This window comes from Aerosakkonema funiforme FACHB-1375, from assembly GCF_014696265.1.
Classification (GTDB): Bacteria; Cyanobacteriota; Cyanobacteriia; order Cyanobacteriales; family Aerosakkonemataceae; genus Aerosakkonema; species Aerosakkonema funiforme_A.
Map to the genome: position 1 here is coordinate 1 of NZ_JACJPW010000011.1, position 22,582 is coordinate 22,582.

Annotated in this window: 17 protein-coding genes and 1 pseudogene; 9 read left to right on the plus strand and 9 right to left on the minus strand. The window is 44.5% G+C overall.

Annotated elements, in window-relative coordinates; all coding sequences use genetic code 11:
• Positions 1–25 precede the first annotated feature (25 nt).
• The 5 genes and pseudogenes from H6G03_RS05980 to H6G03_RS06000 all read left to right on the plus strand — a co-directional run.
• A complete protein-coding gene (locus tag H6G03_RS05980) occupies positions 26–850 on the plus strand; it encodes a PIN domain-containing protein (RefSeq protein ID WP_190463071.1) in 825 nt (274 codons plus the stop codon).
• A gap of 209 nt (positions 851–1,059) precedes the next feature.
• Entirely contained in the window at positions 1,060–2,643 is a 1,584-nt protein-coding gene (locus tag H6G03_RS05985; RefSeq protein WP_190463073.1) for an FAD-dependent oxidoreductase, read from the plus strand.
• A gap of 11 nt (positions 2,644–2,654) precedes the next feature.
• Positions 2,655–3,041: an SMU1112c/YaeR family gloxylase I-like metalloprotein gene (gloA2, locus tag H6G03_RS05990; RefSeq protein WP_190463074.1), complete on the plus strand. Its 387-nt coding sequence runs from the start codon at positions 2,655–2,657 to the stop codon at positions 3,039–3,041.
• A gap of 714 nt (positions 3,042–3,755) precedes the next feature.
• Positions 3,756–5,057, plus strand: coding sequence for an NF041680 family putative transposase (locus H6G03_RS05995; protein ID WP_456057559.1), 1,302 nt, complete (start codon positions 3,756–3,758; stop codon positions 5,055–5,057).
• Positions 5,058–5,167: 110 nt separating this feature from the next.
• Positions 5,168–5,482, plus strand: a pseudogene (locus H6G03_RS06000) (Photosystem Q(B) protein 1); the annotation flags it as partial.
• Positions 5,483–5,705: 223 nt separating this feature from the next.
• On the opposite strand, the gene hemJ reads toward H6G03_RS06000, so the two are convergent.
• The 4 genes from hemJ to H6G03_RS06020 all read right to left on the minus strand — a co-directional run bounded on the left by hemJ (position 5,706) and on the right by H6G03_RS06020 (position 9,529).
• Entirely contained in the window at positions 5,706–6,272 is a 567-nt protein-coding gene (hemJ, locus tag H6G03_RS06005; RefSeq protein ID WP_190463078.1) for a protoporphyrinogen oxidase HemJ, read from the minus strand.
• 289 nt (positions 6,273–6,561) lie between these two features.
• The gene (gene hetL / locus H6G03_RS06010; protein WP_190463080.1) at positions 6,562–7,290 is read right to left on the minus strand and encodes a heterocyst differentiation pentapeptide repeat protein HetL; all 729 of its coding nucleotides are present in this window, start codon (positions 7,288–7,290) and stop codon (positions 6,562–6,564) included.
• Positions 7,291–7,315: 25 nt separating this feature from the next.
• On the minus strand, positions 7,316–8,437 hold the full coding sequence (locus H6G03_RS06015; RefSeq protein ID WP_190463082.1) for an NAD(P)H-dependent flavin oxidoreductase: 1,122 nt from the start codon (positions 8,435–8,437) through the stop codon (positions 7,316–7,318).
• Between the two features lie 366 nt (positions 8,438–8,803).
• Positions 8,804–9,529 carry a DUF3891 family protein gene (locus H6G03_RS06020; RefSeq protein ID WP_190463084.1) on the minus strand — a complete coding sequence of 242 codons (726 nt, stop codon included), beginning with the start codon at positions 9,527–9,529 and terminating at the stop codon, positions 8,804–8,806.
• Positions 9,530–9,799: 270 nt separating this feature from the next.
• Here H6G03_RS06020 and H6G03_RS06025 point away from each other — a divergent pair, with 270 nt between their 5' ends.
• Both H6G03_RS06025 and H6G03_RS06030 read left to right on the plus strand, forming a co-directional pair.
• A complete protein-coding gene (locus tag H6G03_RS06025; protein ID WP_190463085.1) occupies positions 9,800–10,507 on the plus strand; it encodes a DUF2259 domain-containing protein in 708 nt (235 codons plus the stop codon).
• A gap of 10 nt (positions 10,508–10,517) precedes the next feature.
• Complete coding sequence (locus H6G03_RS06030; RefSeq protein WP_190463088.1) at positions 10,518–11,738, plus strand: amidohydrolase/deacetylase family metallohydrolase; 1,221 nt, start codon at positions 10,518–10,520, stop codon at positions 11,736–11,738.
• Positions 11,739–11,781: 43 nt separating this feature from the next.
• On the opposite strand, the gene H6G03_RS06035 is transcribed toward H6G03_RS06030, so the two are convergent.
• The 4 genes from H6G03_RS06035 to H6G03_RS06050 form a co-directional block, all read right to left on the minus strand.
• Positions 11,782–13,899: an alkaline phosphatase PhoX gene (locus H6G03_RS06035; RefSeq protein WP_190463089.1), complete on the minus strand. Its 2,118-nt coding sequence runs from the start codon at positions 13,897–13,899 to the stop codon at positions 11,782–11,784.
• 396 nt (positions 13,900–14,295) lie between these two features.
• The gene (locus tag H6G03_RS06040) at positions 14,296–15,219 is read right to left on the minus strand and encodes a decaprenyl-phosphate phosphoribosyltransferase (protein ID WP_190463091.1); all 924 of its coding nucleotides are present in this window, start codon (positions 15,217–15,219) and stop codon (positions 14,296–14,298) included.
• A gap of 244 nt (positions 15,220–15,463) precedes the next feature.
• Positions 15,464–15,826, minus strand: coding sequence for a hypothetical protein (locus tag H6G03_RS06045; protein ID WP_199315158.1), 363 nt, complete (start codon positions 15,824–15,826; stop codon positions 15,464–15,466).
• 266 nt (positions 15,827–16,092) lie between these two features.
• On the minus strand, positions 16,093–17,850 hold the full coding sequence (locus H6G03_RS06050; protein WP_190463093.1) for an ABC1 kinase family protein: 1,758 nt from the start codon (positions 17,848–17,850) through the stop codon (positions 16,093–16,095).
• A gap of 701 nt (positions 17,851–18,551) precedes the next feature.
• Here H6G03_RS06050 and H6G03_RS06055 point away from each other — a divergent pair.
• Positions 18,552–19,931, plus strand: coding sequence for a D-alanyl-D-alanine carboxypeptidase (locus tag H6G03_RS06055; protein WP_190463094.1), 1,380 nt, complete (start codon positions 18,552–18,554; stop codon positions 19,929–19,931).
• Positions 19,932–20,054: 123 nt separating this feature from the next.
• Here the strand turns inward: H6G03_RS06055 and H6G03_RS06060 are convergent, their stop codons facing one another.
• Positions 20,055–21,041, minus strand: coding sequence for an N-acetylmuramoyl-L-alanine amidase-like domain-containing protein (locus H6G03_RS06060; protein WP_190463097.1), 987 nt, complete (start codon positions 21,039–21,041; stop codon positions 20,055–20,057).
• A 240-nt stretch (positions 21,042–21,281) separates the two neighbouring features.
• Here H6G03_RS06060 and H6G03_RS06065 point away from each other — a divergent pair, with 240 nt between their 5' ends.
• Complete coding sequence (locus H6G03_RS06065; protein WP_190463098.1) at positions 21,282–22,568, plus strand: methylglyoxal synthase; 1,287 nt, start codon at positions 21,282–21,284, stop codon at positions 22,566–22,568.
• The last annotated feature ends 14 nt before the right edge of the window (positions 22,569–22,582 follow it).

Here is a 22,582-nt window from a genome sequence, read left to right on the forward strand (position 1 = left end):
CCCTAACCCCTAGCTCCTAGCCCCCATGCCTACACCACCGCCTGTTCTGGTTATTCTAGACCTCAGCGCCTTGATGGGCAAAACCAGCCGCGAATGGCAGGATTTCTCGCGCATAGGAGCTTGTTACGTACCCCAAGCGGTCTACGAAGAAATTGAATTTCTCACCGATCGCGCCCCAGAACCCCAATGGGAAAAAATCGCGAGAGAATTTATGCGCTTTTTCCCAAATAGCGGTTGGCAGCTGACTGATGCACACGCCACTCATCCCGCGTTTACTCCTCCTGGGGGTGCCAATTTGAGCAAACAAGCGAGATTGGTGGTGGCAGTTGCCCAGTGTACCTACGGTTTCGCCCAGGAAAACAGCGATAATCTAGTTGTTTTCGTGTCTAATACTCAGCCGATTCTGCAACGGATACCTTCTTTGGGGACTGCCAATCTTTGCGGCATTACGGTGGCGGCACTTTTGCAGTGGGTGCGAACCGGTGAGAAACCACCAGCTGTAACTCAGCAATTGCAAGTTTTTGGGGCGGCGGGGTCGCAGGGGGGAAATAATCGATCGCCAGCTGCTAGCCCAACGCAAAGTTCTGCCCCTGCAAACTCGGCACCTACCATGACTGGGCCAGCATCAGCCGATCGCTCTTCTTCCCAGTCTAAAAAAAGAAGTTCTGGAACTGGTTTGCTGACTCGTTTGGTTAGCGGTGCGATTACTTTTGTTGTGCTTGCAGCACTCGGTTTAGTTGGTTGGCGTTTTATCCAACCCACGAGTTTCAACCAATTTTGGCAGAAAATGAATTTACCTGCTTTACCCGGTCAGCCACCCACACAGTCACCAAAGCCTGTGAAAAAATAGAATAATTGCAGATTTTAAATTTAAGATTGCAGATTTTCAATCGAACAGGACTTACCCACGACCAAGCGAGACAGCCGATTTGTCAGTCGAGTTATCGTTGCCAAACTCACGATTTTGCAAAGAAACCCGGTTTCTTTGCGTAAGCCCTGTAATATTTAATTAAATTTGAAATCTAATAAAATTGGAAATCTAAAATTAGCTATTGAACAATGGTTAAGGATGCGTGTGCTTACGATGTCATCGGTTTCGGAGATGAGGTTCCGGGAATCTTAGCTCTGATCTGTGCTGCTAGGGAATATCGTCGTCGGACTAACAAGCATCCGCGAGTTCTTCTGATGTCTAACGGTAATTTACAAGCAGGAATAGGCGGTCATCTGGTCAGAGGCGGTTTGGCTTATTTGGATAGAACGCAGATCGATCGTAGTTTTCAACAATCTCAAGGTTTAGATCGTTTTGGCGATCCTGCCCCAATCTATAAAGAATTTTTGCATAAGTCTGGTGTTATCGATGTCGGTCTCGATCCTCGTAAAGCAAGTGAAGTACTCAGGCAGATGCTTCGGGAAGCAGGGGTTGATATTCTCACCAATGTTGGTATTCGCTCTGTTACCAAAGAAGGTGATAATTTAGCGAGCATAACTCTAGCGAACGATCGCGGTATATTTGCTGGCAAGCAGTTTATCGATTCTACTGTTAATGCTGAGTTGGCACAAGCTGCTGGTGTCAGAAAACTAAAGGGATTTGAAACATTTTGTCTTCCCGAATCAGAATTAGCTGTTACGCTTGTGTTTGAAACTAAGGGATTGACCCCTAGCAGAATCACAGAAATAGAGTATCGCTATCTCAAACGCTTGACAAACCTCTCCGATACAGAGGGGCAAACGCTTTTGCTGCACGCGGCGGGTTTTGATGTCCAGTTTGCAGAAGCACTCAGAAAGGAAATGCTCGAATCTAATGGCGACCTCAAAACTCTCGAAGCAGGTACAGATTATATCGATATCCGTTCTACGGCTTTATCTGTAGGCTACCACTCTTTCAGGAGAAAGAAGTTTTGTTTGGGGAAAACGGGTGTAATTTTAGATAGGGCAAATATAGCAATATTGGGAGACGATCGGCTTTCTTGGAATGCTCTTTTAATCGCTGTTACCGCCGATGAGGTAGAAGCTTTGGCAAAAGCTTCTGCCAAGCCAACTCCTAAAATGTTAGCGGAAATAGCTTGGCTGGAAAAGTGGTTCAAGAGTTTGGGCGCTACTGCCGTTACCCCGGCAAAAGAGCTTTATATTAGACACGCTGGCAATATTACTGGTGTTGTAGAACCGTTGACGGGTACAAAAATGCTTATGGGTGGTGTACCGGAAAATGAATCGATCGGTACGTTTGCTTATCATTTTGATGCGCGGGGAGAAATTAAAGGTATTTTAGACAGGGCAAATGCAAAAGGTTTTTCATCTGTTCGCTTTCCGCCGCCTGTTTTCAATATCGGTATCCAGCACGCATTAGTTAAGTGCGTTCCTAACCTCGCAGTTGTGAGTCCGGCTTCTGGATTTGAGGGTTATGCTTCTACTGCTGGCAGAATTGTAGAATTTAATTCGGCTGTGGGTCAAGGCGTGGGAATAGCTGCTGTTATTGCTATCCTCGATCGCAAGAACTTGGCAAATGTATCGAATTCGGAAGTCAGAGAAGTGATGAGAGAAACTAATCAATTACCGAAGCTGTTTGGTATGGCTAAAATTGAGGAGGCATCGCAAATGCGATCGTTCGAGTCGGAAATGGCGATCGCCCGATCTATGATATAGGGTGTGAGATTATGAAAACAACTGGAATTCATCATGTAGCGATCGTTTGTTCAAACTATGAAAAATCTAAAAGCTTTTATGTAGAAGTTTTAGGCTTTTCGATTATCAAAGAAACTTTCCGCTCCCACAGAAATTCCTACAAGTTGGATTTGCTTGTCGGTAACGGCGATCGAATTGAACTGTTTTCCTTTCCCAATCCTCCTAAACGAGTCAATAGCCCGGAAGCTTGCGGTCTGAGACATTTATCTTTTGAAGTTGACAATATCGATGAGTCTGTCGCTTATCTAAAATCTCAAGCTGTGCAGGTAGAAGAGATCAGAATTGATGAGATTACAGGTAAGCGCTTTACTTTTTTCAAAGATCCTGACGATCTACCTCTGGAGATATATGAAAAATAAGGTTAAATATGATAAGGGTTAAACCCACACACCAGAACTGGCATTGACAGAGAAACCCGTTTTCTTGAAGAAAATGGGTTTTTGGAATCTGAAATTCGTTGTAATAAATTGTAATATAAGAAGTATTAAATATTACTTGTAGTTCGGTATATTCTGGGTTTAAAATTTGTCTGTTAAGGAAGAAATTAGTATGTGACAAAGTTGTTAAAACTAGCAAATAAAGATTATTTGCAGAAGTAACTCGCAGGGTGCAGATATCTTGTTCTCATAAAGCTGTTTGTGTTTGGGTAACGCAGAGCGAGGAAAATCACTTTCGATCGCAGGTGCGGGCATTGTGCAATCGCATATTAAGCCCAACCAATGAAAAAAGATTTCAGCTTTTCCGAAATCCATCAGAATCAGAGTGTAGTTCGACCTCTGTATAGCCCACTTCGCTGACAGCATCCACTTGCGAGGCTTGCTATGGAACAAATTACTACAACAGGATCTGCCGCAGCGACTATTAGTGAAACAGTTAAGCACTGGAGTTTAGACTATCGCACCGCAGGTGCGATGTCTAAACTTTGATTGACACAGAGAAGACTAAGTAAGAGCTACCTGTCCTCACTAAAGTAAAAAGATGGCGAAGGCTAGAGTACAAGTGTACTAATAGACACCTGTACTCTAGTGTGGTAGAAGCAGCAAAGTTGTTCCACCAACTAGCATCTACCAATGATTCAAACTGACAAACTAAAAGCTTTTCGTCAAGCGGCTTATCAACATCTCACTAGAGCCAAAGATGCCACGTTTGAGTTAACAGATGCCATACTGCTCACTCGCCACGCTGACTGTTTGGCAGACCTGTCATTATCCCCAGTATTTCGACGCAGTTGGCCAAGTATCTATGAAGCTTTACAGGATTGTAGACCGCAGCGCAATAAGTTGATGCGTTTGTACATCGAACAGATGCCAAGGGATGTACGTCCGATCCTAGCAGGTGACCACACGAATTGGCCACGACCAGACGCTCACACACTACAAGAAAGAACAATTGAACACCAGGCTGCTGTCATTTATGGGAATCGACCAATTACAGTAGGTCAGGGATATAGCACTCTGGCGTGGATACCAGAAGCAGAAGGGAGTTGGGCCATTCCGTTAAGGCACGAACGGATTACCAGTTGGGAAAATCCCATTGATAAAGCAGTATGGCAACTCAAGCAAGTCTGTAAATACTTGCCTTCGCGACCGATTTCCTTATGGGATAGCGAATATGGATGTGCGCCTTTTATACTGAAAACAGCTTCGATTCCAACTGACAAATTAATCCGACTACGTTCTAATTTATGCTTGTGGACTGCCCCACCAGCTTATTGTGGAAAAGGTCGTCCTCGTCTACATGGAGATAAGTTTAAACTCAACGATTCTGCCACTTGGATACCAGCAGTTGACACAGTAGAATTAGACCATTCCCAATTAGGACGATTACGAATTAGCTTGTGGAAAGATTTGCATTTCCGAGCTTCCCCACACCAACCAATGCAACTAATTCTTCTTGAGCGCATTGACCAATTGTACGGTGGGAAAACGCCATCGCCTTTATGGTTGATTTGGATAGGGGAAGAAATGCCACCCTTAAGTGAAATCTGGCAACTGTACTTGCGACGCTTTGGAGTAGATCATTGGTATCGCTTGGCCAAACAACGGCTTCATTGGACTTTACCGAAGTTGAGTACGCCCAAGCAGTGTGAGCGGTGGAGTGATTTGATGCCGATGATTACTTGGGAACTTTGGTTAGCACGCGAAATAGTCAAAGATAGACCCTTACCTTGGCAAAAATGCCTGGCTAAATTAACCCCTGGTCGAGTTGCACAAGCCATGCCAGGAGTTTTAGCCGTGATTGGTACACCTGCTGATTCTCCTAAACTCCGTGGAAAGTCTCCTGGCTGGCCCACCGGACAACAAAGGCCACCTCGTACTCGTTATCCCATTGTTAAAAAAGGCTTTTCTCCAACTAAAAAAAGCTCGAAAACTTAACTTTTTTCTCTCTTAAATCCTGATTTAATCGCTCTTTCTGACTCAGCTGGAAGCTGAGGAATTTTGGATTGCTTGGAGTTTAGACTATCGCACCTGCGGTGCGATAGTCTAAACTCCAGTTCCAATACGCTAGCTTTAATAATGCGCGATCGCTGCATTTCTTACTAGCTGCATGGCCTGTGGTAGGTATCTGGTTCGCCGCTTTAGGTATTGCTTCAATGGCGTTTAACCTCAACGGGTTTAACTTTAACCAATCTGTAATTGACTCTCAAGGTCGCCCGATTAATACCTGGGCAGATATCGTTAACCGTGCCAACATAGGGATTGAAGTAATGCACGAACGTAACGCGCACAACTTCCCCCTAGACTTAGCAAATGCTGAAACTCCAACTGTTGCGATCGCGGTTCCTGCGATTTACAGCTAACACTACCTCTGTCTGAACTATTTACTTCTCGAAGATATCCCGACCGTTAGACCTACTTCTGCCGATCGGGTTTTTTCCTAGTTGTAATTCTTCGTAAGTGGTAAAAAATAAATCATTAATAGTGTTGGGAATAATCGTACCTCACTGAGAAAGCAATTCGCTATAAACGTAGGGTGGGCATTGCCCACCCTACAAATATCTTATTTCACAACCGAACAGGATATTATTGTTGTTTCTGTGCCAGAGATGTAGTGCTATTTTCCTGACGTTTTTTGGCATAGAATTGAATTATAACTACCATAGCAATTATCATGCCAATGATGCCCAATATGGTAGTGTCGATCGGCAGGCTTTGCTTGAAAACAGCTAGCAAAACAATGCCTACTAAAATTACAGTCGGCACTTCGTTAAGGCCGCGTAATTGCTGACTGCTCCAGTTGCAGCGGTTTTCTGCTAATTGTTTAATAAGTCTACCGCAATAAAAATGGTAAGCAATCAAAACTGCTACCAGAGCTAACTTGAAATGCAGCCAACCGCTTTTTAACACATCGGGCTCAGTGGTGAGGAGACCGATCGCCATTACCACCGTTACCGCCATTCCAGGCGTTGTAATCAGGTTGTAAAGACGTTTCTCCATGATCTGATACTGCTGGGTCAGAATTGTCCGCGCTGGTTCCGGTTGTGCATCAGCTTCTACATGATAAACAAACAGACGCACTAGGTAAAATAAACCGGCAAACCAAACCACAATTCCGATTAGATGAAACGCCTTATACCATAAATAAGCCATGAGTTTTATCCTTTGCAGTCAAACTTGCGAACACAAAAGTGATATAGCTAGGGGTTAGGGGTTAGGGACTAGGGGCTAGGGGAAGAACGGCTGAGAGTAAAAAGTTTGGTGGAATTAAGAATGTCCGAACTACCTTGCCGATCGCTATATTTGGGAAAAGCTTCAAAACTATATAACCTTTAATAGCTTATTAGTTATATAATTTTTAACATTTCTTTACTTTAAGTTAAATAGCCGTTAAGGAACTTGCCAAAAAGAGCTTTTTGATGTATGTAGAATTCATAGCTACTTAGCTATAAATTGTGCCGTCAGGCATAATTGCACCTTGCAACTTAGCATCAGTCAAAATTGTTTTCGTCAAATCTGCGCCGCGCAGATCGGCTTTTTGTAACAACACTCCCGTCAAATCCGCATAACTGAGGTCTGCGCCTTGCAAACTGGCTTCGCTCAAATCTGTATGGTAAAACTGAGTAGTTCCCCAAACTCTTAAGATAGCTCTACAGAGTTTGGCTCCATCCAGATTGGCGCGACCCAGCATTACACCGCTGAGGTTAGCATAGCTGAGGTCGGCACCTTTGAAAACGGCATTTCCCAAGTCTGTGCGTTGGTCGGAAGTAGGGCGAAAGTCTGCTTCAAATAAAATCGCATTGCCAAGATTAGCTTCGCTTAAATTAGCTCCATTCAGACAAGCTTTAACTAATATTGCGGCTGACAAATCAGTTTTAATCATCTTGGCTCCGCTCAAATCTGCTTCCCGCAGCTGAGCTAGCTGGAAGTTTGCTTCGCTTAAGTCCGCTCCCCAAAGAATGCTTTCACTGAGATTAGCTCGGCTGAGGTTAGCTTTACTTAAATTAGAGCGTCCTAACCTTACTTCGCGCAAGTCAGATTGACTCAAGTTTGCGCCAGTAAAATTAACTTTGAGTAAATCTGCGCCGCGCAAAGAAACGGCAGACAAGTCTATGTGGGGAAATTCCCGTTCTGCGGCTGCATATTTTTGCAAAAATTCCTCAGCATTCATATTTTTTTTATGTTTGTGATTTGTATCAGTTGAAAACGGGAATAGGAGCGATCGCACAGGCAGGCTGAGTTAATTCTGCCATGACTTCGGTAACTGACATAATTCGCTTTGCTCGTCCCGCGTTGGCGCTAGAAAAGATGAGGCCGTTTTCAACATCGCCTCTCGCAGCGCGATCGAGTGCTTGGATAATGCAGTAAGTTTCTTGGCGATCGCGACACAGACAGCTTTGCAAGCAGTTAGCAATGCACCGCCGTTCTATATTTGGAGATTGGGCGATCGCATCAGAGGCAAACTTGTTGCGAATAGCGCGTCCCGGTACTCCCAAAGGACTGGGTACGATCGCCACGTCGTCTGGATTGGCATTGAGATGGAATTCTTTATAACGAATATCGGCATCGCATTCGTGGGTGGTGATGAAGCGAGTTCCGATCTGCACCCCGTTAGCGCCGAGTGCGAGCATAGCATCAATATCAGCTTTGTCCCAAATGCCGCCGGCGGCAATAATCGGAATAGCAGCGCCCAATTCTCTACGCAAGTAATCCGCCAATTCGGGAATTAGTTGTTCAATTTTATACGCGGGTTTTTCCACATCTTGAGATTTGCCTGCCAAGTGTCCGCCTATAGTTTTAGAACACTGAACTATAAAGGCATCGGGCAAGCGATCGTACTTACTTTCCCATGTTTGGCAGAGTGTCCTGGCCGCAGCAACTGTTGATACCGTCGGCACCAGTGCTGTATCTGGGTAGTTGGCCGTGTATTCCGGTAGATCCAGGGGCAATCCCGCCGCAGTAGTTATCAAATTAGCACCGTTCTCTACTGCTGTACGCACTAAGTTTGCGTAGTTCCGCACTGCCACCAGGACGTTGACCCCAATTACTCCGTGCGGACTGATAGTGCGAGCTTTCTGCAATTCATTGATGAGCGCTAAGCAATTGGCAAGAGAAAATTTTACTCTTTTGCGGTGCAAATCTGGCATGAAGTAGGGTGAGTTTAGCCCCAAGCCAACTGTGGCCACAATACCGATGCCACCTGCGTTGGCGACTGCTCCAGCTAGATTTGCCCCAGAAACTCGCACCGCCATCGCACCCTGAATGATGGGATAGCGGGCAATGTGTTTACCAATGTGAAGCGAGGGTAGTGTTTTCATAGGTTAGTAGCGTAATTTTGGCACGGCTATGCAGTGTATCAGGAAAGTTGTGATTTCCCAATCAATCCCGACTATTTAAGTCTGGATTGATTATTGGCAATGGTTTCAGCCTTTTATTTTTATATATAAGAATAAAAAATAAAGAAAAAAACGATCGCGCCTGGGCCAGATTAGTAGGTTGGGTTGAGGTACGAAACCCAACTCAGATCTTGCACCAGCGTCAGAAACCGGGTTTCTTGCCAATAGCTAAACTGGTAAGCCTAGATTTTTCGTGAAGAAACCCGGTTTCTCAAGTCTTATTGTGCAATATGTAACCCAAGGCAAAAGTTGGGTTTCGCTTCTCTCAACCCAACCTACAGAAAATCCTTATCTGGCGAAATGCCACTCCAGTAATTCAATCGGAGCCTGCTGAAGCGCTTCTGTCAGTTCCGAGTTACTATCAAATTTGACTTGCGTGAGATAGCACGCTTCTACGCGGACAGGGAACTCTTCATCTTCAAAAGGCCAAGGTGTGACAGTGACATTGCTATCCCTACGCTGCATAACATCATAGCGTTCGCCGTCTGGCCCTTTGGCGATTTCTAAGGCACGTTCGCCTGCGGGCAATTCCCGTTTGCACAAGATCAGAGAGAGGCGATCGCACAACTGCATAAAAGCATAAGCGCGATCGGCTTCTTCTTTGGCAATCTTCAATTCGTGTTGCCATTTTGCTTGATGCTCTTTTTGTTCGTCCAGAAAACTATCTAATTCTTGTGATTCTCCCCGTTTACCTTCAGTCAAAAAACTGATGTGCATCGAAATCAGCATTGCTACCCATCGTCCCCGATAGCGAGCATTAGTGGCTAATTGCCTCAGCTTTTCAATGTCAGTTTTATTAACGAGCGTAAAGTCCAAGGGAGTACCCACTTCAGTGAGATGGTTTCCTTCCCATTCCCGTTCCAAGTCGTCGTGATGGGAAATCGCTGCGATCGTTTCAATCCAGCGCAGTGGGCGATCTTTTTCGCGCCACTGTCCCGCCAACTCCGCCGCCAGCAAAGCATGGGCGCGATGGTAAATCACTTCCCAACCATTCTCGTGTTGGTTAACAATCACAAACTTTTTTCCTTATTATTATCACTTTGACGTATTTATTACCATCGCGAAAATATAGCTGATATGTCTTCTATCGTTGGAGAGAGGCTAAGGTAAGAAGCGAGTGCGATCGGGCATAATTTTGCTGCCATACTTTGCCGGAACACTCAAGCATTTTACTCAGTCAATACAACTGCAAATCCTAAAATAATCTCTTGCCGAGCCTGGGTATACCGAGATTATATTGGAAACAGAGTGAAATTTTTTGATACTGAAAATACAGAGGCGGTAATGAAATCTTTTTACTTAGTATCGTTAGGGCTGGCAGCAAGCCTTACTGCCGTTATGTCCGCTGAAGTTTGGGCTGATGTATGGCGCACAACTCAGCGGATGGCTGGTTTTTCCACAGATAGTCTTTCATATATTTATTTAGAAAGTTCTAGAGATACGGGAGCGGGTATACCTAAAGCCGAAATGCAAATCGTAAATGTGCCTTCTAACTCCTGCGTTCCCAATGGCTGCATAGAAACTCAGTACGGTGAGTCTCAATCAGGAAAAACTACTAAAATGGCAGAGGATGACTTGCTTGCCAGGACTGGGAATTTACGGCGGAGGTTGAAGTTGGTTTCTCCTCATCTAGGTACAAAACTGAATATTATTTCCCGCTCTAATTCGCCGGATGGCAGCGAAACTGTTGTTGCCAGGTTAAACAACGGAAAAACTTTACAAATTCGGCTCGAACAAAAGCAAATTAAATCCACTTCGCAAGGTGGCACTGCCGAAAGGGATAAAGCCTCAATGAGTTTATTAATAACTTATAACAATCGGCAAAGGCGAATAGGTTCCCTTAACAATTACCGCGATTGGGTAATTTCTTATTCATTGCGAGAAGTCCGTTTGTCTCCTAACGGACGGAATGCGATCGTACTGCTGGATAAAACAGAACCGACTTTTGAGGGTGTATTGCAAACTACGCTCGTACAAGGTTTTCCTCTTTGAACTAATATTTATGGACACTCAGTTAGAATCATACGATTTAGTATTACAAGATGCTTGGCTAATCGATCCAAGCCAAGGGCTCAACGGTCATTTTGATATCGCTGTCAGTAACGGTAAAATTGCCGCCATTGCTGAGCGACTACCTGCCCACAAAGCTGAGCGGACAGTTAATGTTAAAAATCTGATTACCTGTCCGGGCTTTATAGACTTACATACTCATGTTTACGAGGGTATAACTAATTTTGGTTTGAATGCCGACGATGCTGGTATAAATTCAGGCGTCACTACAATTGTGGATCAAGGTAGTTGCGGTTCTTTTAACTTTGCAGGTTTTAAATCAAATGTTGTAGATAAGGCACAGACCGATGTACGTAGCTTTGTTTTAGTTAACCAAGGGGCAGAGCAAAAGTTCGGGAATGCGGGAGTTTATATTCAAAACCCCGCACTGGTAGATATAGAAACCCTTTTCCAACTAGCTGAAAAACATCCTCATATTGTGCGCGGTTTTAAACTGCATGGGGAATCCGGATCTATATCTCGATGGGGAATGGGCGTCCTTAAATTAGCCCGCGAGTTAGGGGATGAAACTAATTTACCTCTATATGTTCATACAGGAGAATTATTTCATGTTGATGAAGATTTTAGACCAAATCCAGAACACGTAATAGAAAAATTGCTTTCTTATATGAAAGCGGGCGACTTATTAGCTCACTGCTACAGTTGCAAACCAGATGGAGTGATGGGAAGGCATAATAAAGTGCCAGATTGCGTTCGGGAAGCAATGCAACGGGGGGTGCTTTTGGATTTGGGACATGGACTGAATTTTAGTTTGGCAATAGCCGATCGTATGATGAGTCAAGGAGTATTTCCCGATATTATTAGTAGTGATGTTCACGGAGATTTTGATACTCCTTATAATGATGCTGTGCTTGATTACAGTTTGTGCGGTGCCATCTCTAAACTGATGGCTTTAGGGTTAGAATTGGAGAGAGCGATCGCATCCGTCACAATCAACCCCGCCCGCGTCCTCAAAGCAGAACATGAGATTGGCACATTACGAATTGGTGCGATTGCCAATATCTCCATACTCGAATTAGTAGAAGGTGATTGGTTATTTGGCGATCGTTTAGGCAAGCAGTTGCTAGCAAAGCAAAGATTGCTGCCAGTTTGGGTTGTTCGTGCGGGAGAGCTTATTAAACCAAATCGTCGTTTGCTTCGGGATTTAAATTAACAGGAGTAGGGTGGGCATTGCCCACCTACACGACATCCTGTTGTTAACGGAAAAGGAAATTGCTGCTACTAACAGCACTTATTTGAATCCCTTGTATTAGAGCCACATCTTTGCCAGCAATACTAATCAGCACATCAGCACCATTTTGGCTGAGGGTAAGAGATCCAAAACTCGTTGCCCCCGGTACGCTGGATAAACTGATAGCATCAGTACCAGCTTTAAAATCGGCGATGATATTAACAGCAACGGGAAGTGCAGTATTTGCGATGCGAAATTCATCTATGCCATCACCACCAAAAAGGATATTGTTGCCATTACCAGCAAACAAAACATCGTTGCCATTATCGCCATACAACGTGCTATTAGTACCTCCGAAAAGAATGTCATCATCCTGACCGCCCCGCATCGTGCAATTAGCTGCGCCGGTGATATTATCTTTACCTTTGTTACCATTAACGATATTGCTAGCGCCAGCAACTATAACATCGTTGCCATTATCACCATAGATGATATCTTTGGTACCACCAGTCAAGTAGTCATCACCTTGACCGCCACGCAGCGTGTTGTTACCAGAACTACCAGCACCGCTAATCGAATCGTTACCTTTGTTGCCGTTAATCTCTTGATTGCCTTTGGCAGAAAGCACATCTGGCCCCATCCAAACAGCCCGGATCAGCTGACCGCCCTCGACGTAGTTGCCTTTCATAGTCGATCGATCTGTAATAGTGTGGGCCTGAACATTAAACATATAATTGTTTCTGCCAGACCCAATTTCGATAATCCCAGAAGTTTCCCATTCACCAGCTTTACTGGTGTTATTAAACTGAGAACCTGCGGCACTTTCGTTTAGTTCGGCAACTAAAGTAACTTTGTCAGTAGCGATATCGTAAGACCAAATGCCAGCATCCCGCGCCCTGGCAGACATCGCATCACCACCAAAGGAAGTTTCATCCTCACAAATCATAACTTTACCGTTGGTGGTGACGACAATATTGTCATAACTAACACCTGTATCCAAACTGCCGGTCATCACAAGTTCAAAGTTAGAAATTTTCCCAGCCGGATCGTTAGGATTGAGGCTAAAACGATATAGCTTGCCATAAGGATTTTCAGCTTCAGCAGGAGTATTTGCTTTTCCGCCAGCAGCTTTGTCGGTAGTACCTGTCGTCACGAAATAAAAAGTGCCCGGATTGTTGGGATCTTCGGCGAAATCTTCCAAACGGCGAAAGTTAGTTGTGCGTCCGCTAGTATTAACCCAGTTGTGCAGAACTGTGCCAGTTGGATCGAGAGCTACATCCTTGGGAATTAACGTCCATGTGGCTCCTAGTTTGACACCTTCAGCCATGATTTCGGCGTCTAATCCATCGACTTTTAAGGCATATAATTGCCCATCTTTGAAGCCGTTGGGATCTTGTGGAGTTTGCTGACCGACGAACATATAAAGTTCGCCGTCGGTGAAATCTTCTGTGCTAAATAACACCGTTTTATCGGAATTAGTAGCGCGATATTGGGAAGCAGCAACTACGTTTTCTTTAGCGTAGCGACCCAAACCGTCGATCGCTAATGCTACGCCGTCTGGAGATATTGCCCATCCCCGACTGGGAGACTCACCAGTTGTTGTATTACTCGTAGTTTCTTCTGGTGCAAAATAGATGGGGACTTCTTGACCGTTCGCATCAACAAACCCGTACTGAGCTAAATAAGCGGAACAAAAGCGGGTGAAACTCAAATTTTGACCTGTAGTGGCGTTTACGTAAGTGCCAGTTGAGGTGTTTAAGACGTATTGGCCAGTAGTATCTACTGCCTTCTCGATCAGGTTTTTACCGCCGATGATGTTCCAGTTTTTATCGAATACAAACAAGGATACTCTAGCTCCTTGAATTTTCCCAGATACAGTCGAAGAAATATCGGAAAAAAGGGGATTACCTTTACTATCAAGTGAGGCGATTTCGTGGTTTAAGAAGAGGTAATTGTAGTCTTTGGTTTCAAATACTCCCATACCATCTGGAATTCCAGTCATGGCGAAGGTTTTACCTGCTGCGACTCGAAAATTTCCCACCGTTCCCTCAATCATGGGAACTTCATCTCCTACGGTCAGCACAGGGATAAATTCGTAACCTGGGTTCCCAGTCACATTATTGACGTAAGGGGTAGAAGCCATTATAAACCCTTCCTTTCTTTTAAGAAGTAATTTTGCACCACAGTTCGAGACCGCAAAAAATTATCATTATTTGCGATCCGCACCAATAACTATGTCTCTAAAAAGTTAAGGACTAACTAGCAAAATGTTATGGATAAATTAAAGAAAAGATATAGTTTGATTAAGCTAAAAAGTTTTAAATATAATTGTATATTTTGTTTCAAAGTATTATCATAAGTATGAAAATTTTTATATTTATTAACACGTCAATATCTGCATTATAACAATCTAAATTAGTCAATAAAAAAATCCTATCTCGCCTCAGCAACGATCGTGCGCTGGTGAGGACTGTTGCGAGTAATACTTTTACTAAAGCTTGTTCGATATAGCTTTCTCGTTGTTTTTGATAATAAAAATTTATTTAATAATTCCCTGTCCTTTGAGCAATAAAATCAAAATGATTGTGTTAATCCAATACAAAACCGTGAGGAGAATTGGCCAATCAGTTAATAAAATTTCTTCCGGTCGTTCGCTTTCAACTCCAAATTCGTTGCCAATTTTGTTTCTGCGTGCAATTTCTTGGGGGTCGCTGAGGAATTGATAGCGAAATATACCGTATAAAACAAAAGGTAATGTTAGCATCATCCAGGGAGTTGTCGCGCCTTTGACTTGCGGGCCAGAACTCCAAATGGCGTAGCTAAATACAGTTCCCGTAGTGACAACGCTCTCCATACGAGTTAATAAACCCAATGAATAATGCTTGAGAACAGCACGAGTTTTGCCGCCATTAAATTGTGTTAGCCGCAGTTCTGCTTTGCGTTTTTCCACACCTAAAAATAGAGCCAGCATCGCAGTACAAAGCAAGAACCAGGAGGAGAGGGATATACCAGTTGCTGCTGCACCTGCGTATGCTCTGAGGACAAAACCAGTAGCGATCGCAATAATATCCAAAATTACGATCTGCTTCAGCCGTAAATTATAAGCTATTTGCAATAAAGCGTAGCCAAGTATAGTGATTCCCAACCAAGGCGATCGCAGCCAACCGACAATTAGAGCTAAACTTAATAAAGTTATCGCCATACCAATAGCGAAGCGAATACTTATCGATCCTGCTGCGATCGGTCGTTGGCGCTTAATCGGATGACGACGATCGGCTTCTATATCCGCAATATCATTGAGCAAGTAGAAACAACTGGAAGTGCAGCACAATAGCACAAATGCTAGCGCACTTCCTAATATTGATTCGACATTTATGCTGAAAGCGAATAAAGGTGCAGCAAAAACAATCAAATTTTTTGTCCACTGGCGGGGTCTTAAAGCTGCTAGATGAGGAAATCTCATCTTGTTGGCTTTCAGCTTAGGCGCGGTTCCATTTAAATGCGAGGTGTTGCGGAAATCTATAACCTTCCCATCCTTTTGCGATAAAAATTTCTTGGCTAACTTTCGTAGGTTGGGTTGAGCGATAGCGAAACCCAACCGACAATTGCCATCAAAGTATACAGTATTGAGGGTAATTGGGAATATTGATTCCTGATTGTTCGCTCTTCAATACTCAATCCCCAGTTTGTCTGCGGTTAATTTTAATTTAGATAGAATCTAAATCGATCGAGCGCGAACCTCCCCGCTCTAACTGAACTAAAAGTTTACCCAGTTGCGACCACACCAGTAAAGCGATTAGGACTGTCAAAGATACAGCAATCACATAGGAAAGGGAAGCCGGAAAGCCAAAAATTTCCAGACCGGACGCCAGAAAAATACAAATTCCCACACAAATTCCCAAAAAAGGAAGTTGTAATTGTACTCCTTGTAAGTAGACTAGGGTTCGCGTCGATCTAGTTCTAAACCATTCCTGCGCCAATTGTTTGAGTGTCGCCTCAAACGCTAAGCCTGATGTTACCCCAACCAGCAACCCAGCCAGGAGGAAAAAATAAGGGGGCTCTGGAAACATGGATACTAACAACTCCTTTGCAATGACAGCCTGATGGTTAATCATACCAGTTTCCAGAGCTGAGGGGCGATCGGGGAAGTCAAAAGTCAAAAGTCAAAAGTCAAAAGTCAAAACGGATAAGGAGAAGGAGAAGGGAGGATGAAAGCAGGAAAAATATTAATTCTTCCACTCCCCCTCTGTCCCGTTCTCCCGCTTTTCTACTCCTTTGCCCTCCCTTTTACTCTTCTTTTTGACTTTTGACTTTTGACTTTTTCTAGTCCCTCTCTTCATTTCCTGTCGGAGAAAGCTGTCAGAGATCCAACAGATGGTAAGATTGCGGCTGCTCCCTCAGTGGATAATTCGGCTAAAGCTCCCAAAGCAGCATTAAATAGTTGTGCTGGTTTGATATCATCTTTAATCAAGTTCCACAGGCGTTGGACTTCTTCGGTATGCAAGCGATCGTCTTCTGTCAAAGCTAGCACCAGCTGGCGGCGCAGAAACTTGCCTTCATCGGAAAGCAAGTATTGCAAACCCATTTGTGCAGTCGGTAATATGTCGAAGCTGTTGTCAGAACGAGCGATCGCAATCAGATTTTCCAATCTTTGCCACTGGAACTTACCATTTTTGAACAACACATCGATCAAACGCCGCCGCAGTTGGGGTGTTTCCCCTGTCAGCAGACGCCGCGCTACATAAGGATAAGCCACTTCCACAATCTTAAAATTGGGATTCATGCTAAGCGCCAATCCTTCCTGCGTTACCAAAGAACGAATGATCAGCGCAAACTTAGCGGGAACGCGGAAGGGATAATCGTACATCAACTCCGAGAAGCGATCGGTAATCGTCTTAAAGTTGAAATCGCGCACATTTTTGCCGATCGCTTCGCCCAGCACTGCTTCTAGGGCGGGTACGATCGGGCGAATGTCGGTTTCCCGTGTCAAAAAGCCGAGTTTGACAAAATCTGCTGCTAAATCTTCGTAATCTTTATTGATCAGATGAACAACCGCATCTACCAAAGTTTCTTTGGTAGTTTGCTCTAACTGATCCATCATCCCAAAATCAATGTAAGCCATTCTACCGCCCGATACCCACTTGCTGGGTTGCTTTTCCCCATCTACCGGACACTGGGGCGGTAAGCCAAACAAATTGCCTGGGTGCGGGTCAGCATGGAAAAATCCGTGTTCCAGAAGTTGCTGTAACCCTGTGGTTACGCCAATGCGGATCAGGGCTTCGGTCTCAAGCCCCGCTTTCTGAATCTGTTCCGTATCCGTCAGCTTAATACCGTGAATCCATTCTAGGGTGAGGACGCGCTGGGAACTGTAGCGCCAGTAAATTGCCGGCACTTTTACTTCTGGGTCGTCGCGGAAATTGGTGGCGAATTTTTCCGCGTTGCGTCCCTCGTTGAGGTAGTCAATTTCCTCAAATAACTTGATGCCGAATTCATCTACAATCAGCGTCAAGTCATGTCCCAAATTCAGAGGCAGCCAGGGAGCCATCCAAGTTGCTGCCCATCTGATTAAATATAAGTCTAGTGTTAGTGTGGGCAGTAAGTTGGGTCGCTGCACTTTTACGGCGACTTCTTCGCCGGTGTGAAGTCTCGCCCGATAAACTTGTCCCAGACTGGCGGCGGCTACTGGCTGGGGAGAAATTTGGCTATATAGTTCCTCTACAGATCTGTCTAATTCCGTTTCGATGATGCGGAAGGCCATCGCGCTGTCAAATGGCGGCAATTGGTCTTGTAATTTGACCAATTCGTCTAAGAAGTCTTTGCGTATCAAATCCGGTCTAGTGGACAGGGCTTGACCTACTTTAATATATGTGGGGCCGAGATGAGTAAGTATTTCCCGCAGTTGGGCAGCTCGTTTGAATTTGTTCTGCTCAGCTCGATTTAGCCATTCATCCCACTGCCAACCGATCAGAAATCCAGCAAAAAACCATATTACTGTCAAGGTGCGCCAGATGGCGACGCACGGACGTTTGCTGTAGTAGCGAGCGATCGCGTTGGGATCGTACCCTCTTAACCGAGCGAGTGGATGCTGACTCACGCTTTATTTTTGCCTCTCAACTTCTGATTTTGTTTACAGAGGTCAGCTAACGCTTTACAGTTTATGAACCAAAGACTGCCTTTTCACTTAAAAATTGCCCTTATCGGGTTTCAGCCAGTTATTCAGCAATCTAGTTCAACTGGGCTGACCGCTTGTCTTTAACTTTTCTTCAAGTATAATATACAAAACTACAAAATTATCATAGTAAAGTTCAGCAAACTTTAACTTTGGTATATTTAACGACATTTTTATGAGATGGAAAAACCCGGTTTTTCTGAAAAACTGGCGTTCTTGCCGTTGACAATTTTTAATTGGATTGATTTGCTGGACTACCATCACCCCAGTTCAGCAAAATGGCTTGACAAAATAGTAATTATATGTATTTTTAGGGCGCAGTCAGAGACCACAGTTCATTGCTGATTGTGGGTGAGTGTTGCTTAGGTGGCGATCGCTTGTTAAAGTTGAGCTATTTGGTCTTCTAGAGCAAGCATCTACCATAAGTATGATTTTGTGAACCATGTATTAACTCAAAAGTATAATATTGACATCTGCCTTAAGGTAGAAAATTTATGATTTTGTTAAGGAAGCGATCGAGGAGCTAAGTTACACCCCTTACCGATGCGGATTTCAGGATGAGCGATCGCTTATCTGGAACGAAAGTTATGTTAGTCTTTGAGACAAATATTTACCCTTAAAAGCTGATGACGCTGCCTAAAAACTTTCGTTTGACTGCTGCGCTATCTATAGTCGGGTTAGCATTGATTAGTGGATGTTCCTCCACGGAGTCACCACAAGCTACATCTAGATCGAACTTGACTCAGAGTGATGCGATCGAGTCATCATCCACTACAACCGAAACTGTAACAAAAGTGGAAGCGCCAGTAAGTAATTTTGCTGTTTCTCTTGTCCCGCCAGATACTCCAGATCCAGTTGTTAACGCTGCGATTCTGCAATATGTAAAAACTCTAGCTGCCAAAGGATTTGCCAAAGAAACCCAACAAGGAGTATGGATGCAATCTGGGAATAGCCTTTTGGCAAATTATCGCGGTACAATTCCCCTCCCAGCTGCTTCCGTCACAAAAGTGGCAACAACTCTAGTGGCGCTGCAAACTCTTGGCCCGGATCGCCAATATGTAACTCTAATTGGCGGAACTGGGCCGATTAAAGATGGAGTTTTGCAAGGCGACTTAGTAGTTCGGGGAGATGGAGACCCTCTGTTTGTTTGGGAAGAAGCTATTAACTTGGGCAATACTTTAAACCAAATCGGCATTAATAAAGTAACTGGCAATTTAATCATTGTGGGTAAGTTTTACATGAACTTTAAAACTGACCCGCATATTGCAGGTACGCTACTAAAACAGGGGATAAATAATAAAATTTGGTCGGAAACAACTAAAAAACAATATTTTAGTATGTCCCCAGGCACACCTAAACCCCTAGTAGAAATAGAGGGTTCGGTAAAGGTAATGTCTTCCGCCCCCAGTAACCTACAACCTTTAGTACGTCATTATTCTTTTCCACTCGCCGAACTTCTCAAAAGAATGAATCGGTATAGCAACAACCACATGGCTGAGATGATAGCCAGTTCTGTGGGAGGTGCAAAAGTAGTCGCACAAAAAGCTGCGGAAGCAGCTGGTGTTCCCCAAGCAGAAATTCAACTGGTAAATGGTTCTGGATTAAGTCCGGAAAATCGCATTTCACCTCGCGCTGCTTGTGCGATGTTCTTGGAGATAGAACGCTATCTTGCATCTCATAATATGACGATCGGCGATGTTTTTGCCATTGTTGGTAGAGATGAAGGAACCTTGGATAAACGCAATTTGCCCCCGTTAATAGTGGTGAAATCGGGTACTTTGAATAGCGTCAGTTCCTTAGCAGGTGCTTTCCCGACAGAAAAGCAAGGTTCTGTCTGGTTTGCGATTATGAATGTGGGAGAAAATACGGATGAATTCCGCATTCAACAAGAAACCTTACTAAAAAGTTTTTTGCAGGAATGGGGAGAAGTTTCGTCATTACCAGCAGAGTTTACGCCTAATCCCGAACTGCAAACTAGAACTTCGCGAAGCGAAATTGTGAGGTAGCTAGGGGTTAGGGGTTAGGGGTTAGGGGTTAGGGCGTCGGGAGGAGGGAGAGAGAAGAGGAGGAATTTTTGAATGATTGACTTTCCCTAATCCCTAAGCCCTGTTTGATTTTGGACTTTTGACTTAGCGAGGATCTTTTGGTCGAGCTACCATAATGCCGATCGCATTCTTAATATTGCCGACATAATACTGTAAATCGCGGGAAACTCTCACCGTTCCGTTGGGTGAAGCGTGAATAATACCCATAGTGCCGTTTGCGTTTCGATAAACTAAGCCAGTGTGGGTTACGTCCAAACCTGGAATGCTAGTAGCTACCGCTACAATATCACCCGGTTGCAATTGTGGGTAAACTCGGCGAATACTGGAAATCGGAATGTAATTCATGCTTAAGTCAGCGAGTTTGTTTTCCGCTTGAACAAAGCACTGATAATTGAGGTCGTCTAGCGCCATTGGTGCATAATTAGCTCGATTGGTACTGATATAATTCAGCTTCTTATTCAGGCGAATCCCACCCATACGCGAAGCGATTTCTGTCACATTATCCCGTTTTTGGTTATCGGAAATCCATTCGGAAAAATAGTGCAATCGGCTGCAATATCCGTGCAATTCACCATCCCGGTAACGCAAATTTATCAGATTATCGGTAAAACTTTGATAGGTATAATCTTTTACCGCTACGCCGCGAGCGATCGCCAGTACCGTTTCTACAAACAGCACGCAGTCAAACTTGTCTAAAGTTACCACCAGTGTCTCTATGTTCGAGCGGTCTAATAAGTTTGCTTTATAGGGTGCGCCGAGAAATTGATTGCCGATCGCCTGCATAATTTCTCCCATTGGGCGATCGGACAATTTCTGCTGCCGTGCGTACTCCATCACCCGCCGGAAACGCGCTCCATCTTGCGTTTGAGGGACTTCTTCTCTTCGTGCGGGCGGGGCGTTTTGGCTGTTAGGGCGATCGGCTACAGTAGAATGGGAGTTAATTTTCCGATATTCAACTGGTCGATCGACAGCTTGCAGAGGCGGTAACGCAGTTCGCAAAGCAACTAATGCGCCAGCACCGCCACCAGCTATGACAGATCCGAATACAGCCAACCCGAAGATTTTTCTCATCGCCAAGGTCAATAAAAAGCAGAGATTGTTAACGCTATAGTGTAGCAGATGTAACACATTTTTTAGCGCAGCCAAGTATAATTCTATCTATACAAATAAATTAATTTATGATTAACTTTGTATAAAATAAAAGATAAGATGCGTATTTTTGCGGCAATTTTTCTGCGCCGAATGTAAGTAAGCTAGAGACGCGCCAGAAAATATTTTTATCTCGCGATTGTTAAGCTAAGTTAAACAAATATGCCTGCAACAATTGCCTTGATTGCCCACGATGCCAAGAAGAACGATATTGTCAACTTCGCACTGACTTATTCACCCCTGCTCAAGCGTTACAAGCTGATTGCGACCGCAAACACAGGAGAGCGCATCCAAGCAGCAACTGGCTTGCCGATCGAACGGATGCTATCCGGGCCTATGGGTGGAGTAGCTCAGATTGCAGCGGAAGTGGCGGCGGGTAACGTCGTTGGCGTAATTTGTCTGAGCGATCCGCAGGAGACGCGATTTTACCAACCAGATGTTGAAACGCTGATCCGGATATGCAACGTCCACAACGTAATTCTGGCAACTAATATCGCCACCGCAGAAGCGATCGCCACCCGGTTGGCAAAGACACTCGTCGCTCATCTGATTTTCAATCCGGTTTCCGGTCGCGGCAATCCAGAGCAAGATTTGTCTTTAATTCGGAAACTGCTAGAACCTTACCTGCACTTGGAAGTTCACCAAACCACACCAGAGATCGAACCGGAGGAATTAGTACAACAGGCTCTGGCCCAAGGAGCCGATATCGTCATCGCTTCTGGAGGCGATGGCACGGTCTCAGCAGTAGCGGGAGCATTAATTGACACCAATATTCCTCTCGGTATCATTCCCAGAGGAACAGCCAATGCCTTTGCAGTTGCCTTGGGAATTCCTCGGTTAATGCCGATTAGAAATGCCTGTCAATTAATTTTGGCCGGACAAACCCGCAATGTAGATGTTGCGCGTTGCAATGGCTACCCGATGATCTTGTTAGCCGGTGTGGGATACGAAGCGGAAACCGTAGAAAGAGCCAGCCGGGAACTGAAAGCGCAATGGGGCCCGATGGCATACTTAATGGCGGGGTGGCAACTGCTGGAAGAATCGAATTTGTTCGATACGGAAATTGAGGCAGAAGGGAATGTTTATCAGTTTCAAGCCGCTGCGATTACAGTAGCCAATGCTGCACCCCCTACCTCCGTGTTAGCGCAGGGAGCGGGAGAAGTGATTTTTGATGATGGATTGTTGGATGTAACTATTGCTACAGCGGAAAACAGAGCGCAGGCAGTCACAACTATGTTAAGAATGTTGGGAGGAGCGATCGTCAAAACCGATCTCGAACATCAGAATGTGATTCACAGTCGCGCCAAGCAAATCAAAATCACCACAAATCCCCCCCAAAAAGTAGTAGTAGATGGGGAAATTATCGGCACGACTCCCATTGAAGTTGAGTGTATCCCCGGTGGTTTAACAGTTTTAGCGCCCAACGTTGGTCGATCGATCAATACTTAACATACTCAGCCACA

Bases quoted from the DNA above. Each gene is read 5' to 3' on its own strand.
- hemJ (WP_190463078.1), bottom strand. From the start codon at position 6,272: ATGGCTTATTTATGGTATAAGGCGTTTCATCTAATCGGAATTGTGGTT.
- H6G03_RS06055 (WP_190463094.1), top strand. From the start codon at position 18,552: ATGACGCTGCCTAAAAACTTTCGTTTGACTGCTGCGCTATCTATAGTC.
- H6G03_RS06065 (WP_190463098.1), top strand. From the start codon at position 21,282: ATGCCTGCAACAATTGCCTTGATTGCCCACGATGCCAAGAAGAACGAT.
- H6G03_RS06015 (WP_190463082.1), bottom strand. From the start codon at position 8,437: ATGAAAACACTACCCTCGCTTCACATTGGTAAACACATTGCCCGCTAT.
- gloA2 (WP_190463074.1), top strand. From the start codon at position 2,655: ATGAAAACAACTGGAATTCATCATGTAGCGATCGTTTGTTCAAACTAT.
- H6G03_RS06030 (WP_190463088.1), top strand. From the start codon at position 10,518: ATGGACACTCAGTTAGAATCATACGATTTAGTATTACAAGATGCTTGG.
- H6G03_RS06045 (WP_199315158.1), bottom strand. From the start codon at position 15,826: ATGTTTCCAGAGCCCCCTTATTTTTTCCTCCTGGCTGGGTTGCTGGTT.
- H6G03_RS05980 (WP_190463071.1), top strand. From the start codon at position 26: ATGCCTACACCACCGCCTGTTCTGGTTATTCTAGACCTCAGCGCCTTG.
- H6G03_RS06040 (WP_190463091.1), bottom strand. From the start codon at position 15,219: ATGAGATTTCCTCATCTAGCAGCTTTAAGACCCCGCCAGTGGACAAAA.
- hetL (WP_190463080.1), bottom strand. From the start codon at position 7,290: ATGAATGCTGAGGAATTTTTGCAAAAATATGCAGCCGCAGAACGGGAA.
- H6G03_RS05985 (WP_190463073.1), top strand. From the start codon at position 1,060: ATGGTTAAGGATGCGTGTGCTTACGATGTCATCGGTTTCGGAGATGAG.
- H6G03_RS06025 (WP_190463085.1), top strand. From the start codon at position 9,800: ATGAAATCTTTTTACTTAGTATCGTTAGGGCTGGCAGCAAGCCTTACT.
- H6G03_RS06060 (WP_190463097.1), bottom strand. From the start codon at position 21,041: ATGAGAAAAATCTTCGGGTTGGCTGTATTCGGATCTGTCATAGCTGGT.
- H6G03_RS06035 (WP_190463089.1), bottom strand. From the start codon at position 13,899: ATGGCTTCTACCCCTTACGTCAATAATGTGACTGGGAACCCAGGTTAC.